This window comes from Levilactobacillus yonginensis, from assembly GCF_964065165.1.
Lineage (GTDB): Bacteria > Bacillota > Bacilli > Lactobacillales > Lactobacillaceae > Levilactobacillus > Levilactobacillus yonginensis_A.
This window is the reverse complement of the sequence record NZ_OZ061549.1, coordinates 2514491-2528912: the sequence shown is the minus strand read 5'-3', so window position 1 is coordinate 2528912 and position 14422 is coordinate 2514491. Positions and strand designations below refer to the sequence as shown.

Annotated in this window: 12 protein-coding genes; 1 reads left to right on the top strand and 11 read right to left on the bottom strand. The window is 48.3% G+C overall.

The annotated features are described in order from the left end of the window. Nucleotides 1-73 precede the first annotated feature (73 nt). Genes AB3Y94_RS11705 through AB3Y94_RS11695 form a run of 3 tightly spaced genes read right to left on the bottom strand, consistent with a single transcriptional unit; the run spans nucleotide 74 to nucleotide 2070 of the window. Nucleotides 74-817 carry a DUF1003 domain-containing protein gene (locus AB3Y94_RS11705; protein WP_367296526.1) on the bottom strand — a complete coding sequence of 248 codons (744 nt, stop codon included), beginning with the start codon at nucleotides 815-817 and terminating at the stop codon, nucleotides 74-76. 32 nt (nucleotides 818-849) lie between these two features. Beyond that, nucleotides 850-1737, bottom strand: coding sequence for an RluA family pseudouridine synthase (locus tag AB3Y94_RS11700; protein WP_367296373.1), 888 nt, complete (start codon nucleotides 1735-1737; stop codon nucleotides 850-852). A gap of 15 nt (nucleotides 1738-1752) precedes the next feature. Beyond that, nucleotides 1753-2070, bottom strand: a complete 318-nt coding sequence (locus AB3Y94_RS11695; protein WP_367296372.1) for a glycine cleavage system H protein (lipoate-binding) — start codon at nucleotides 2068-2070, stop codon at nucleotides 1753-1755. Between the two features lie 217 nt (nucleotides 2071-2287). Here AB3Y94_RS11695 and AB3Y94_RS11690 point away from each other — a divergent pair, with 217 nt between their 5' ends. Further along, nucleotides 2288-2500 (top strand): hypothetical protein, encoded by a 213-nt coding sequence (locus AB3Y94_RS11690; RefSeq protein WP_367296371.1) that lies wholly within the window; start codon nucleotides 2288-2290, stop codon nucleotides 2498-2500. A gap of 333 nt (nucleotides 2501-2833) precedes the next feature. Here AB3Y94_RS11690 and AB3Y94_RS11685 read toward each other — a convergent pair whose 3' ends face one another. The 8 genes from AB3Y94_RS11685 to AB3Y94_RS11650 form a co-directional block, all read right to left on the bottom strand. Beyond that, nucleotides 2834-3397, bottom strand: coding sequence for a sugar O-acetyltransferase (locus AB3Y94_RS11685; RefSeq protein ID WP_367296370.1), 564 nt, complete (start codon nucleotides 3395-3397; stop codon nucleotides 2834-2836). A 769-nt stretch (nucleotides 3398-4166) separates the two neighbouring features. Continuing rightward, nucleotides 4167-5591: an L-arabinose isomerase gene (araA, locus tag AB3Y94_RS11680; protein ID WP_367296369.1), complete on the bottom strand. Its 1425-nt coding sequence runs from the start codon at nucleotides 5589-5591 to the stop codon at nucleotides 4167-4169. 55 nt (nucleotides 5592-5646) lie between these two features. Beyond that, entirely contained in the window at nucleotides 5647-6375 is a 729-nt protein-coding gene (locus AB3Y94_RS11675; RefSeq protein ID WP_125684551.1) for an L-ribulose-5-phosphate 4-epimerase, read from the bottom strand. A gap of 18 nt (nucleotides 6376-6393) precedes the next feature. Further along, entirely contained in the window at nucleotides 6394-7995 is a 1602-nt protein-coding gene (locus AB3Y94_RS11670; protein WP_367296368.1) for a xylulokinase, read from the bottom strand. A gap of 43 nt (nucleotides 7996-8038) precedes the next feature. Next, a complete protein-coding gene (locus tag AB3Y94_RS11665; protein ID WP_367296367.1) occupies nucleotides 8039-9442 on the bottom strand; it encodes a sugar porter family MFS transporter in 1404 nt (467 codons plus the stop codon). Between the two features lie 440 nt (nucleotides 9443-9882). After that, nucleotides 9883-10974: a GntR family transcriptional regulator gene (locus AB3Y94_RS11660; RefSeq protein ID WP_367296366.1), complete on the bottom strand. Its 1092-nt coding sequence runs from the start codon at nucleotides 10972-10974 to the stop codon at nucleotides 9883-9885. A gap of 344 nt (nucleotides 10975-11318) precedes the next feature. Then, the gene (locus AB3Y94_RS11655; RefSeq protein ID WP_367296365.1) at nucleotides 11319-11903 is read right to left on the bottom strand and encodes a sugar O-acetyltransferase; all 585 of its coding nucleotides are present in this window, start codon (nucleotides 11901-11903) and stop codon (nucleotides 11319-11321) included. Between the two features lie 224 nt (nucleotides 11904-12127). Then, nucleotides 12128-14371, bottom strand: a complete 2244-nt coding sequence (locus tag AB3Y94_RS11650) for an ATP-binding cassette domain-containing protein (protein ID WP_367296364.1) — start codon at nucleotides 14369-14371, stop codon at nucleotides 12128-12130. Between the last annotated feature and the right edge of the window lie 51 nt (nucleotides 14372-14422).

Sequence of the window (14422 nt, the reverse complement as noted above, 5' to 3'; positions counted from 1 at the left end):
TGCCCTATTTAATTAATGGGTCACACGTCCTGCAACCCGTTGGCCAAAGACTAGTCCAACGATAAACAGCGCACTAGCGGTTATCCACGTTCTCATGGTGAGACTCCCTTCGTTCTGTCGAAGCGGCGGCCTTTGCCTCCCGCAATTCGGCTAGTTCTTGACGAATTTCACCTAAAATTTCTAACTGAAACCGTTCGATCTCCATAGTATGGGGGACCTGGTTCTGCGCTAAATGATCAACCTTAGCGTGAAGTAACCGCAGTTCGTGTTCGGACTTCAAGTTAACATGGTAGTCATTTTCGGCCATCATCCGGTCCCGGTCGGCGGAACGGTTCTGACTCATCATAATGATTGGGGCCTGAATCGCCGCGACACAGCTCAGAACTAAATTTAACAGAATGAAGGGGTAGTTGTCAAAGTTGACCCCAAATAAGTGGAGCCCATTGACAATCATCCAGCCAATTAGGACGAACATGAAGACAAAGATAAACCCCCATGACCCACCAAACCGGGCCACATCATCCGATACCTTTTGACCAAAAGTCAGGCTTTCCTTCAGAGAATCATTGACATCGATAATATCGTAGTCATCGCTCTGCAGTGCTTTGGTCAGCTTGTGGTTAATCTTTTTGGTTTGCTTTAGATCGGCGTTGATCATGGCATCAACGTGTTCCAACCGATACTTCAACAGGTGATGCCCACAGATATAATCTGTGACCTTCGCCTGCGGATAATCCCGCTTAATGCGGTTCCGCAGGCCCACTTCTAGCTCGTTCAGTTGTAGACTCGTTTCTAATGAGACGGACACACCGTCCACCAAACATTTTATTTGATTCTCGGCCACGTTTCTCACTCCTTGGTTAACGATTGAATCAATTGCTGCCAGTCAGTTGGTGGCTCACTCACAAACGACCGCTGTTCATGCGTAAACGGATCGGTAAAAGCCAGTGACTGTGCGTGTAAGGCCTGTCTGGTCATCTGACCTAACTGGGGGCCGCCGTACAACTCATCCCCTACTAGCGGGTGGCCTAAGTGGGTAAAATGCGCCCGAATCTGGTGAGTCCGCCCCGTGTGGAGTTGCACCTTGACCAGGGTAGCGTTTGTGAAGCGTTTCTGCACCCAATACTCCGTCTGTGCGGGCTTACCGTCGGGTGAAACCATTTGGTTGTACCCAGCGGGATCCGAGGCTAACGGGGCATCGATCAAGCCATGGTCTTCGGTAAGTTGACCAGTGACAACGGCCAAGTAACGTTTATCTACCTGGTGAGCCGCCTGCAGCTGGCTAGCTAAACTATTGGCTAGCCGGTGCCGAGCGACCCACACAAGACCACTGGTAAAGCGGTCGAGGCGCGTCACAATATGCGGCACCTGGTTCTCTGCATGCTCATCCAACCAGTATCCCTTGATTCGATTGACCAAGGTATCCGTCCGGTTGGCGGGTCCGGGAACGACGTTGAGGCCGGCCGGTTTGTCTACGACCAGCCAATCTCGGTTTTCAAACACCACGTTGATGGCTTCGTGACTCGTCGCCACAGCATCATCAGCTACTTCTGCGGGCAAACTAACCACTACGATATCCCCAACGTTTAGCGTTACGGCGGGCGTTACCTCTTGGCCATTGACTCGAATGGTCCCTGATTGTTTGAGATCACTAAAGACCCGGTGACTCACACCCTGATTGTTTAAAAAACGTTTTAAGCTCGTCACCGGTTCTGTGACCTGCCACGTCAATTCCATGCGGACGCTTCCTCCCTAATCATCAGCTAAATCAAGCATCCAGTCTAAATCATCGTTACGGTTGTTTAACCGCTCTGGATGGTCGGCTAACTCCGAGTTAATCTGTAGAATCTTGCCGGCAAAGGGCGACCGTAACGTGAGTTCATCCGTCTCACCGGTCACCACCATGAATGGCGTTCCCAGCTTAAGAGGACCAGTCGTCGCTAACCAGGAAATTTTAGTTACGGGCCCTAACATCTCGCGCCCATCGTCCGCAAAACCCAACCGCAAAATCCCCTCTTCCTGCGGTGTCACCCACAAAGCATCCGCACTTGCTTCAATCCGATCAATCATCTCTGTCACCCCTTCTGGCAGTCTAGTCGTGCCTAAGACATCTAGGATAGTATCCCAAGGCCTTCACTATCATTGAAACGCGCATTAACTGATAGCTGCTCGCACATTCTCTTACAATTACCTTATATTTTACCATAGGCCCAAAAAACACGGGAGCCATTTCACCCTTTCTCGAGAAAAGTCGGTATAATAAAACCTATGAAGGGGGAGATGTATAATGATGGGTGGCAGTTTATTAACCGGTACACTAATTTTTATTAGTGGTCTGGCACTGTTGATATTTATTGTGGCAAAATTAGTTCCGAAAACGGGGCGTGATACAGATACGGTGGTCTTACTGAGTATCTTTGCGCTTATCGCCGTTGGCCTACTGGGGATGGGCGGCTGGCTAGGAATGGCTAATTGGGGCGCGATGGGCTGTTTTCTTTAGCCTCAACCCTGCTGGTTAGTTAAGTCGTCATCCTTAATGGTTAAGCCCACCTTTGGCTGCGGCCTGCGTACCAGCTCTTATCCAGGAGTTCTAGTTAGAAATGACATCGACTATATTGTCGACGTCATGCCTAGTAACCGGAGGCTATACACATTAAGCTGAAATCAATTTAGCCATTCGAAGGACCATTGAACCATTTGTCGTTCACAAAATCCAAAAAGTCTGGTAGTCACGTCACCGCGACGTTGATTACCAGACTTTTTATTTATTTTCGAGAACGACTGGTCGTTCGCTTTGCAAACCGCCTAATCCCTAACAAACTGGGGAAACGACTTATTTTAAATTCTTAACGACTCGTGCCGGGTTACCCGCTACGACGACGTTATCACCGAATGACTTGGTAACCACACTACCGGCACCGACAATCACGTTGTTGCCCAGCGTAACCCCCGGACAGATAATGGCACCACCACCGACCCAGACGTCATCCCCCAGCGTAACGGGCTTGCCAATACCCATGGCACCATTACGCCGCAGCTCTGGCTCAGCTGGATGATTGACGGAATAAATCTGAACTTTCGGCCCCAACAGGCAGTGTTTGCCAATGTGAATGGGACCTACGTCCAGCATGACACAGTCATAGTTGGCGAAGAAATCGTCATCGACATAAATATTATAGCCATAGTCACACCGAAACGTGGGATGCACACTCACTGACTCGCCAGTGGCACCGAAAAGCTTTCGGATCAACCGCTCACTTTCCTCAGGATTGCTTTCCCCGAGCGCATTAAATGCCTCCACCTGTTGCCGAGCAGCATCCCGCTGCGCAACTAATTCAGCGTCATAGACGTCAAACAATTCACCGGTAACCATTTTTTCTTGTTCTGTCTTAGCCATAATTTACCTCCATTTTTATTAGAATATTATTGTCACAAATCGCCTCTTACTTGAGCACATGACAACATGTCAGTCACGATACCAAGGACCCATTCTTTCACGACCATGCTTATCTGAATGTAGCCGGAAACTGCCAGGTGGCTATAGTTCTTCCATTTAAGCTCCATGCCACCAGTCAAACAGACAATGAAGCTGAGAGAAAGGCGCTAACTGCTTACCACCTCAGTTTGGAGCCGGAGGCAGCCTGGAGTGGCGCTGTGTCGATGTTCTTAGTCGACGTTTGGGGTCGGCTTAGAACATGGGACGAGCTTGGAAACACACGGGCTTGGTGTGATTTCAAGTCGAGCGAGAAGCCCGCACTTTGGCTGAAGCGACCCCACAGCGTCGCCCCTGGCGGCCGCAGGCGGCTATGGTGTCCATCCACTTAAACTTCATAACACCATCCCCATACCACCAGTCAAACAATTAAGCCGAGAGCAAGCGGCTATCCACCCGACACATCAGTTTGGAGCCGGAGGCAGCCAGGAGTGGCGCTGTGTCGATGTTCTTAGTCGACGCTTTTGGTCGGCTTAGAACATGGGGCGAGCTTGGAAACACACGGGCTTCGTGTGGTTTCAAGTCGAGCGAGAAGCCCGCTTTTCAGGCTGAAGCGACCCCACAGCGCCACTCCTGGCAGCCGCAGGCGGTCTCCACACCAATTCGTAGAAAGAAAAATGGCCAGAACCGCTCTCGGCGACCCCGACCATTTCTTACGATAGAAATTCTAAGTTTACTTGATGAAAGCCTTGTTCATGTTAACCATGGTAGCAAAGTCTTCCATTTGTTCTTCAGTCAATGAGAAGGAGAGCATAGTGTGGTGACCACCACCAGCTTGCATCCAAGCTAAGGCACCCTTTTCAAGACCAACCTTTGGCGTCCAGAGTTGCTTAGCAACTGGGAGCTTAGGCGTGTCAGCTTCAGCCTTGTGAGCATCAACGGCGTAGCTGATCATCTTGAAACCATCACGGAAGTCAGCAACGGTCACATCAATGGCGTCACCTTCTGAACCAGAGAATACCAGACGGGCAGGATCAGCCTTGCCACCGATATCCAATGGGTGAACTTCAACACGAGGCTTGTCGGAAGCGATTGAAGGGTCAACTTCCAGCATATGTGAACCTAGGATGGCTTCGTGGCCCTTCCGTAAGTCCAGCGTGTAGTCTTCCATGAAGGCCGTTTGCTTGTTGTGGGACATGATCTTCATGACACGGCCCAAAGCAGCGGTCTTCCAGTCACCTTCGGCACCGAAGCCGTAACCGTCACGAATTAATAATTGTGCGGCTAAACCAGGTAATTGTTCCATACCCCAGAGGTCTTCGAAGTTCGTGGTGAAGGCAGTGTAACCACCCTTTTCCAAGAAACTCTTGATACCAAGGTATTGCTTCAATTGAACCCGAACTGAGTGCTTGTACTTGTCAGCATCGTTGTCGCCTTGAACCATTTCGTACTTGCTTTCCAAGTCAGCGTATTCCTTGTCGACATCAGCGTCTTTGACCTTGCTGATTTCTTCAACCAAGTCACCGATACCGTAGTAGTCAACGGTCCAGCCCATTTGGATCTGTGCTTGAACTTTGTCACCTTCAGTAACGGCAACGTTACGCATGGTGTCACCGAAACGAGCAACCTTAACCTTGAAGCTTTCGTTGTAAGCAACAGCAACGTCTTCCCATGAACCGATCTTAGCTTGGACTTCTTCGTCACCCCAGTAGCCGTAAACAATCTTGTTGTTCATGCCTAAACGAGCGTTGATGTAAGCATATTCGCGGTCACCGTGAGCACTTTGGTTTAAGTTCATGTAGTCAAAGTCGATGTCAGCGTATGGAATGTTGTTCAAGTATTGCGTAGCCAAGTGAAGTAATGGCTTTTGTAATAGTTCAGTCCCACGGATCCAATTCTTAGCTGGGGAGAACGTGTGCATCCAAGTAATCACACCGGCAACTTTGTCGTTGTAGTTAACTTCCTTCATGAAGGAAGTGATGCTTTCAGCAGTCGTCATAACATCCTTAAAGACAACCTTGTAAGGTAATTTGCCACTGGCGTTTAATTTGTCAGCGATGTCTTGAGCATCTTTAGCAACGGACTTTAATTGTTCTTCACCATAAAGGTGTTGTGAACCGGTAACGAACCAAAATTCATAATCTGGTACTGATAACATAAGAAAAACTCCTTTAATATAGTAGTAATTTTATTTTTATAGTTGAATAACAGTTTTATTGCCGTGCAGCATGTTCCTTGGACTTAGCATTGTTCTGGCCGTAGTAGGCGTTGGCCCCATGCTTTCTGAGGTAATGCTTGTCTAACAGGTATTGTGGCAATTCCAAATTCTTCTTAGTCAGTTGCATGGAGTGATAATCCTCCTCCGCAACAACTTCCAAGACCTTAGCATTGTACACAGCCTTAGCTGGGGTTGGCCCCCAAGCGAAGGGACCGTGTTGGCTAACCAGCGCTGCTGGCACGGCTTCATAGTCGAGACCACGTTCATTGAAGGTCTTCACGATGGTTTCACCCGTGTAACCTTCGTAGTCTTCTTCAATTTCAGCCTTCGTCAAGGCGTCAGCGGCTGGCACATCGCCGTAGAACGTATCCGCGTGCGTGGTATTCATAGCTGGAACGTCCATGTTGGCGCCAGCAAATGAAACTGCCCAAGGTGAATGCGTGTGCACGATCCCTCCAATGTTGGGGAACTTGTTGTAAAGTACGGTATGCGTTGGGGTGTCGCTGGAAGGGTTCATCTCCCCTTCAACCACTTCACCGTCGAGGTTTACAACGACCATGTCACTAGGCTTTAGCTTGTCGTAATCAACACCGGATGGCTTGATGACGAACAGCCCCTTATCCCGGTCAATACCGGAAACATTGCCCCAAGTAAACGTAACTAACCCTAATTTAGGCAGTTGCATGTTGGCTTCGTAAACCTCTTGCTTCAAATCTTCTAACATTCAAGTAACCTCTCTCTCTTAGTCACTGATGGCATCGCCGGCGGCAGCTTCCACTGACAACCCGCTTTGGTACTTGCCAATAAACTTACGGTAGCCCTTGACCCCTTCAGGTTCGGGACTTAACGTCATGCTTTCTGGGTTGGTGAAGACATCTTGATCCAAGAAGTCTTCCAAGCTTTCGCCGGTATTCCGTTGGGCAAAGGCGGCTAGAACTGCCATCCCCCAAGGACCACCCTCACCAGCCGTGCTCATAACCGTGATGGGGATATTTAAGGCGTTCGCCAGGGCCTGCTGGCCGATAACTGGCGTCCGGAATAAACCACCCTGCGCAATCATCACATCCGTTTGCACGTGTTCCTCGTTAACTAAAATGTCCATTCCGATTTGGAGTGGTGCAAACGCAGCGTAGAGTTGCGTCAGCATGAAGTTAGGTAAAGAGAAATGGCTGTTTGGTGTCCGGACAAATAATGGCCGGCCCGCTTGGATCTTGGTAATGTTCTCACCAGATTGGTAGCTGTAGTTGACCAAACCACCGGCATCTGCGTCAGCCTTAGTTGAGGCCAAGAATAACGTTTCGTACAGCCGGTCAGGCTTCAAATCAACACCCAGCCGAGCGGCAAATTCACCGAAGATGTTGGCCCAGGCGTTAATATCTGAAGAACAGTTATTCACGTGGACCATGGCAACTGGTGAACCGTCTGGCGTCATCACGATATCAATGTCGCGATAAACCTTGGATAGTGGCTTGTCTAAGACGTTCATTGAGAACGCAGACGTTCCAACGGAGATGTTCCCAGTCCGTTGACGAACACTGTTCGTACCAACCATCCCGGTACCAGCATCCCCTTCAGGTGGTGCCATGACGCTACCGGCTTCCAAATTACCACTGGCATCCAATAACTTGGCACCGTCAGCCGTCAAACTACCGGCTGCTTTACCAGCTGGTAAAATGTCAGGCAAGATGTCAGCTAACTGCCAAGGATATGGCTTAACGTTATCCAGGTTGTTGAATTTCTCCAACATGTCCTGGTTGTACGTGCCGGTCTTTTCGTCAATTGGGAACATCCCGGAGGCGTCTCCCACACCCAAGACCTTTTTCCCAGATAGCTTCCAGGTCACGTACCCAGCCAACGTCGTGAAGAAGTCGACGTTCGCCACGTGATCCTCATGATTGAGAATGGCTTGGTAGAGGTGCGCAATACTCCACCGTTGTGGAATATTAAAATCAAACAACTTGGTCAATTCATCAGCTGACTGACCCGTAATGTTGTTCCGCCACGTCCGGAAAGGTACCAACAAGTCGTCATTCTTATCAAAAGCCAGGTAACCGTGCATCATAGCACTGATCCCGATAGCGTTAATGTGCTTCAAACTTGCGTGATACTTGCTCTGAACGTCAGCAGTCATTTGCGTGTAGCTCTGCTGAATCCCCGACCAAACTTCTTCAAGCGGGTAGGTCCAAACGCCGTCTTCATAACGGTTTTCCCAAACATAGCTGCCTGATGCGATGGTGTTAAAGTCATCGGTCACCAGAACTGCCTTGATCCGGGTTGAACCTAATTCAATCCCTAATGAAACCTTGCCCGCTTCAACAGCTTGAGCCGTTTCAACTAAGTTCATTTAACTTTACCTCCCGGTTTTTATCATCGTGATAGTGCGTTAATTAATTGCTTTCAACAGTTTCTTCAACTTTTTTCTTACCGTGGTTAGTCCCACGAGCTTCGATTTCTTCAAGTGAGTGACCACGCGTTTCTGGAACACAGAAGCGGATGAACAGAACACCGAAGACACAGATGAGACCGAAGACAGCGAAGACGGCTTCTTGTGACATTGATGCGGTCATGATTGGGAACAATAACCCAACGGCCCATGAACCAATCCAGTTGAAGGATGAAGCCAAACCGGATGCCCGGCCCCGAACAGCTAATGGGAAGACTTCCCCAACCAGAACCCAGGTCAATGGTGCCCAAGTGAATGAGTAGAAGGCCACGTAGATGGATAGGAAGAAGACGATCATCATTGGACTGGCGTTTGGCACGATCCAGTTGATAACGGCTGGTAACAGGAAGGACAAAGCCATAACCGTCCCACCTAAGGTCAACAACGTCCGGCGATTGAATTTTTCAGCGATCCAGATGTAAAGTAATGACCCGATAACCAACAGGACCCCTTGAACGATTGGCCACATCAGAGCAGAACTTGCGGCGCTCCCAGTTGCCTTTTCAACGATCAATGGAATGTAGTAGAAGATGGCGTTGGCACCTTGGAATTGCTGGAAGGCAGCCACACCAACACCGGCGATAACCAGGTAGCGATACTTGCTGTTAAACAGCGTTGCCCAAGACGTCTTTTCCATTGAGTTCTTTTCAGTAGCAGCAGTTTCTTGAATGGCTTTAACTTCGCCTTCAACTTCTTCAGGCTTCCGAACGAAGGACAGTACTTGGCGCGCTTCGTCTAATCGGTTGGCCTTAATCAAGAAACGTGGTGATTCTGGTAACTTCAGCACCCCAGCGAAGAGGATAATGGCGGGGACGGAAGCCAATCCTAACATCAACCGCCATGAGATATTTTCTGGTAAATCTTTTAAAACAAAGTCAATCACGTAGGAAATTAACATCCCGGAAACAATCATAGTTTGGTTGATCCCGGAAAGACTTCCCCGCAAGTGTGCGGGGGCCATTTCTGACATGTATGCAGGAACCAAGGCTGAAGCAGCCCCAACGGCTAATCCTAAGAATATCCGCATCCCAATCAGGTAAAGTGTTCCATTGTTAGGTGAGAACCCACAAAGGATAGACCCAATCGCGAAGACCAATGAGGACATCAAGATCATCCGACGACGACCTAACTTATCGGCCAGTTGCCCAGCGATAGCGGCACCGAAGATGGCACCGAACATCACAGCTGAAGTCACCCAACCAATCAATGAAGCGTTTGTTAAATTCCAGTCGGTCTTCAGGAATGGTAAGGCCCCGGTCATAACACCGATGTCATAACCGAACAAGATACCCCCGAATGACCCGAAGAAGAAGATAAATTTACTGGAAACCGATTTTTTCTTATCCAAAATTCTTTCCTCCTGTTTCACGGTTTTTATCAATAATTGCTTTCTAACTAAATTGCGATTTAGCGGCTCTGCCAATCCCGTGCATGAAATTTGCCGGCTTGCTGTAAAAATCACGAGGTTGTGAACCGCTTTCATTTGTTAACAAATACAGTTTATTATATTTGTACGCATAAATCAACAAAAACTTTTGTTATTCGAATTAATTGTCCGGTTTAATGTTGATATAACACGGTTTTTGCTATAAAAAAAGTTGTAAGCGTTATCGAAAAACGTTAAACCAAGCATTTACCAACTGACCAATAAACCGTTTTATTTTGTGTAAACGCCCCGTTTCTTGGCAAAAAAAGAGGACGATTCTACGAATAAGTCGTAAAATCGTCCTCGCTAACCAATCGCTAAGCATTAATTGGACAAGTCTCTTTAATTTTAGGTAATCCGGACTAATTTTCAGCTAATTTTCCCGGTTTTCCCGCTGAGTGCCGAATAACTAATTGGGGATCGTATGTGATGGATTGAACATCTTGTTTGTCCAAGAGTTTTAGCATCATCTTCGCTGCATCCTGACCCATAATCTCCTTTTCGTGACTCAAGGTCGTTAGGCTGGGACTCAGGTATTGCGCCATCTGGTAATTATCGAAACCGACTACGGAGACATCCTCAGGAATTCGCAGCCCTTGGCTCTTAAGGTAGGCTTGCAACCGAATCGCCAATTGGTCATTATAACAGGCAATGGCCGTTGGCCGATCCTCAGTCGCCAGATACGAATCAATCCGGTTAGTGATCTTGGTAAAATCATCACCAGATTGGTACATAATCAAGTTACTCTTATAGGAAATTTCTGGATGTTGTTGGTAAGCCTGAACGAACCCGTTCATCCGATGAACCCCTTGAATATCATCCACTTGGAAAATTCCAACAATACTCTCATGACCGAGCTCTAACAGGTAGTCCATGATCCGGCGTTCGCCGCCCACATCATCCGTGGTTACTGCGGGGAAGTCTAGCTGGGGGTAACTTGCGTTGATAAAGAGGACCGGAATCCCGTCGTCTTTGATTTCTTGGTAGAGGTCCATGTTGGGGTTAGGCAAAGCACTCTGGGTGGGTTCAATGATCAACCCCGCGACTTTCCCGTTCAACATGTTGATTAAGTTCTTGCGTTCCTTTTGATGGTCGTTATGGGTGTTTCCCAGTAGCAATGAATACCCACTATCGGAGATAACCTGATCAATACCGTAGATGATCCGCGGGAAAATGTAATCTGCAAAGTGAGTCGTAATGACCCCAATCATGTTACTGTCGCTCTCGGTCGTCCAGTCCTTATGCCAGTCTTGAACGAACATACCGCCCCCCTGAATCCGGTAAATGAAGTGTTCAGTCTCCAAATCGCCGACTGCTCGGCGCACGGTGTAGCGGGAAACGTTGAACTGCTCCATCATTTCAGTTTCCGTCGGCAGTTTATGATCAATTTGATATCGGCCTGAAAGAATGGCTTCTTTCAAAGCATCTTTAACCTTTTGATATTTATTTTCCATGTTTTCTCTCCATAACTCATTCGGTCGCGCCAGCAACTACCACCTGACAATTCGAATGAATTTTCCCTAAATACGTGACGAACGCAGTGGTTATTGCTCGCCGTCGATTTATTTGTAAATTTGTTTGGTTATTGTTAGCATAGCAAATTTATTTCGTTTTTCCAACGGACAAGGCTGACATTCTTGCATTATCTTGCCAAATTTTCGCTAAACTACCATCATTCATCTCTTTCAAGCAAGCCACCACACAAAAATAAGCGAGTGGTACAAGAGCCAGTGAGTCAACGAGCAGTAACGTTTGGAACACAACCAGGATTTGAAACTTTTGTTCCAAATGCTTATCTTTAGTTCTCTATTGGATTGCCCTGTGCATCTAATTGCTTGATCACCCGTGCAGGGTTTCCAGCAAGCAACACGTTGTCGCCAAAAGATTTGGTTACAACTGAGCCACCGCCAACAACAACGTTATCGCCTAACGTCACACCTGGCAAGATGGTGGCATTGCCTCCAATCCAAACATTGTCGCCAATTTTCACTGGCTGTCCCACCCCCAACCAAGACGTTCGGGCGGCCACGTTGAGCGGATGGGCCGCCGTGTAGATTTGCACCCGTGGCGCTAAAAGAGCGTTATCACCGATTGTAATGTCACAAGTATCTAATAGGATACAATCAAAGTTTGCAAAAAAGTTATTGCCCACGTGAATGTTGTATCCATAATCACAGACAAACCGTGGCCGCACCTCTACGTTCTGCCCCACTGACCCAAACAACCGCCGCAGCAGTGCCGTTTGCTGCTCCTTATCCCGAAATGGAATTGTCGTTAGTTCTTCGTATAGGTCGCGAGCAGCAACCCGTTCCTGGACCAGCTGTTCATCATTGACGTTGTAGAGTTCCTCCGCCATCATTTTGTCGTATTCCGATCGTTCCATAGCCCGCCATCCCTTTTCCTAAAAGTTAGTGGTTTAATCGTAGCATGGCTTGAAACCGATTTCAACGTTATTTATATGGTCCTATATTTTATGTCAATAATCATCCGTATAAATAAAGGCCTGGGACAAAACTCCCGGCCTTTATTCTATCATCATATTTATCTTACGAAGCAGTGCTTCAGTGGGCAACTAGTGAGCTTCAGCTCTCCTTTGGCACATGCTTGCTACAAATACCGTGCAGTCACGGAGCGCGGTGCCGTTGTTAATCCACTAACGGGGCCTTCATAGAGAACCTCACCACCCTTGCTCCCACCATCTGGGCCAATATCAATAATCCAATCAGCACTGCGAATCACGTCGAGATTATGCTCAATCACAATCACCGTATTGCCGCGGTCCACCAAACGATTGATAATACTAATCAAGTTGCTGGTGTCAGAGGCATGAAGCCCGGTCGTTGGTTCATCCAAAATATACAGGTTCCCCCGCTTATTAAGCTCCTTCGCAATCTTCAGACGCTGCCCCTCACCACCGGAAATCGTATTCAGGGGTTGCCCGAGGGCTAAATAACCTAGCCCAACGTTCAAAACTTGTTTCAATTTAGGAGCGACCTTGGTGCCCGCAAAGAACGTGGCTGCCTCTTCAACAGTCATCGCTAAAATCTCGACAACGTTTTTCCCCTGATACTGATAGGCCAAAACCTGGGGATCAAACCGACCACCATGACAGGTATCACATTCGATCGTCGCATTTTCCATAAAGGAAAGATTGAGTTCCAAGACGCCCTTACCACCACAGGTCGGGCAAGCCCCTTTGGAGTTATAACTAAACAGGCTATCACTAACGTCATTGGCTGTAGCCAACAATTTGCGGATCTCATTCATAACACTTAAATAGGTGGCCGGATTAGCCCGACTGTTGGTATGAATTGGGCGCTGCGTTAGCCGAATGGCCTCAGGATGGTCAATAGCAAAGACCTGATCAACTAGTGTACTCTTACCTGAACCAGCAACTCCCGTGACCACCGTGAACAATCCCGTTGGCACCCGCAAGACAGCATCCTGCAAGTTATGCAACTGGCTCGGTGCACTAGTTATAAAGTCTTGGGGCTGGCGGGGTTGTGGATTGACTGGCAATTGTTGCAGCAGGTACTTTCCAGTCAACGTCTCACTCGCCAACAACGCCTGATAACTCCCAGTAAAAGTAATCTCGCCGCCATGGATGCCAGCTTGCGGGCCCACGTCGACCACGTAATCAGCAACCTTGATGACGTCTGGATCATGTTCCACGACCAGCACCGTATTGCCCTTATCTCGGAGTTTTTGTAATAACGTGTTCAACCGATGAACGTCACGCGGATGTAGCCCCGTACTCGGCTCATCCAAAATGTAGAGTAGCCCAGTCAGACTATTAGCAAGGTAACGGACCGTCTTAACCCGCTGCGATTCTCCACCAGATAACGTGGTCGTTTCTCGGGTTAACGTCAAGTAGTCGAGGCCAACGTCGACTAGGCCCTGTACCCGTTCCTGAATACCAGCCAGGATACCAGCCATTCGTTCATCGGTAAAGCTAGCCAACGTGGTCTGAAGATCGTTTAGCTGTAACGCTAGGAGATCAGCGATACTGCTCCCCTGAATCTTTGAAGCCAAGACTTCGGGCCGGTAGCGCGTACCGTGGCAGGTGGGACATGGCACCATGGTCGCAAACTTTGAAATTTTCTTTCGGGCACCCTCACTACTCCCCTGTCCCGTCTTCAGGTTCTGCCGGTAAAATTGGCGTTCAATGCCTTCAAAGGTGGTATTGAACGTCGTCCCTTTGTAAACCACGGTGACGTCCTGTTCACCGTTCATCAATGCTTCAAACTCATCAGCCGTATAATCCACCAACGGCTTATTCAGATCAAACAAGCCAGTCGCCTTCATAACCTCATCGTAGAAACTATTCACGCCGTGTCCAGGCAACTGAACGGCACCCTCGGCGAGTGACTTCTGACGATCAACCGCCACGTCACGTTTTAAAACATAGGTTTTACCGATCCCCTCACAATCGGGGCACATCCCCGCTGGATCGTTAAAAGAAAAGGCATTACTAGCCTCACCATAACTTGGCTTGCCAAACCGAGAAAAGAGAATTCGGAGTAGTGGATTAATATCACTCACGGTTCCTAACGTCGACCGCGCATTCCCGCCCAATGGTTTTTGATCAATCACAATGGCGGTTGCGAGGTTGTTGACCTCATCCACATCCGGCCGGTGATAACGGGGGAGATAGAGTCGCGTGAAGCTATCATATGTACTGTTGAGTTGCCGACCGGCCTCTTGGGCAATAGTGTCAAACACGATGGATGATTTACCCGACCCCGAGACGCCAGTGAAAACTGTCAGCTGATTCTTGGGAATTTTCAGACTAACATTTTTCAGATTGTTCTCGCGGTCGTTGATGATTTCAATGAATTCTGGTTCAGTCATGGGGACCTCCAGTCATGCGCTTAAGTAACGGACAGGCTTCTAGATTACCAT

What these genes read in the sequence shown, in the direction of transcription:
- AB3Y94_RS11675 (WP_125684551.1), bottom strand. Translation starts at nt 6,375, where the DNA reads ATGTTAGAAGATTTGAAGCAAGAGGTTTACGAAGCCAACATGCAACTG.
- araA (WP_367296369.1), bottom strand. Translation starts at nt 5,591, where the DNA reads ATGTTATCAGTACCAGATTATGAATTTTGGTTCGTTACCGGTTCACAA.
- AB3Y94_RS11690 (WP_367296371.1), top strand. Translation starts at nt 2,288, where the DNA reads ATGATGGGTGGCAGTTTATTAACCGGTACACTAATTTTTATTAGTGGT.
- AB3Y94_RS11650 (WP_367296364.1), bottom strand. Translation starts at nt 14,371, where the DNA reads ATGACTGAACCAGAATTCATTGAAATCATCAACGACCGCGAGAACAAT.
- AB3Y94_RS11700 (WP_367296373.1), bottom strand. Translation starts at nt 1,737, where the DNA reads ATGGAATTGACGTGGCAGGTCACAGAACCGGTGACGAGCTTAAAACGT.
- AB3Y94_RS11670 (WP_367296368.1), bottom strand. Translation starts at nt 7,995, where the DNA reads ATGAACTTAGTTGAAACGGCTCAAGCTGTTGAAGCGGGCAAGGTTTCA.
- AB3Y94_RS11685 (WP_367296370.1), bottom strand. Translation starts at nt 3,397, where the DNA reads ATGGCTAAGACAGAACAAGAAAAAATGGTTACCGGTGAATTGTTTGAC.
- AB3Y94_RS11660 (WP_367296366.1), bottom strand. Translation starts at nt 10,974, where the DNA reads ATGGAAAATAAATATCAAAAGGTTAAAGATGCTTTGAAAGAAGCCATT.
- AB3Y94_RS11695 (WP_367296372.1), bottom strand. Translation starts at nt 2,070, where the DNA reads ATGATTGATCGGATTGAAGCAAGTGCGGATGCTTTGTGGGTGACACCG.
- AB3Y94_RS11655 (WP_367296365.1), bottom strand. Translation starts at nt 11,903, where the DNA reads ATGGAACGATCGGAATACGACAAAATGATGGCGGAGGAACTCTACAAC.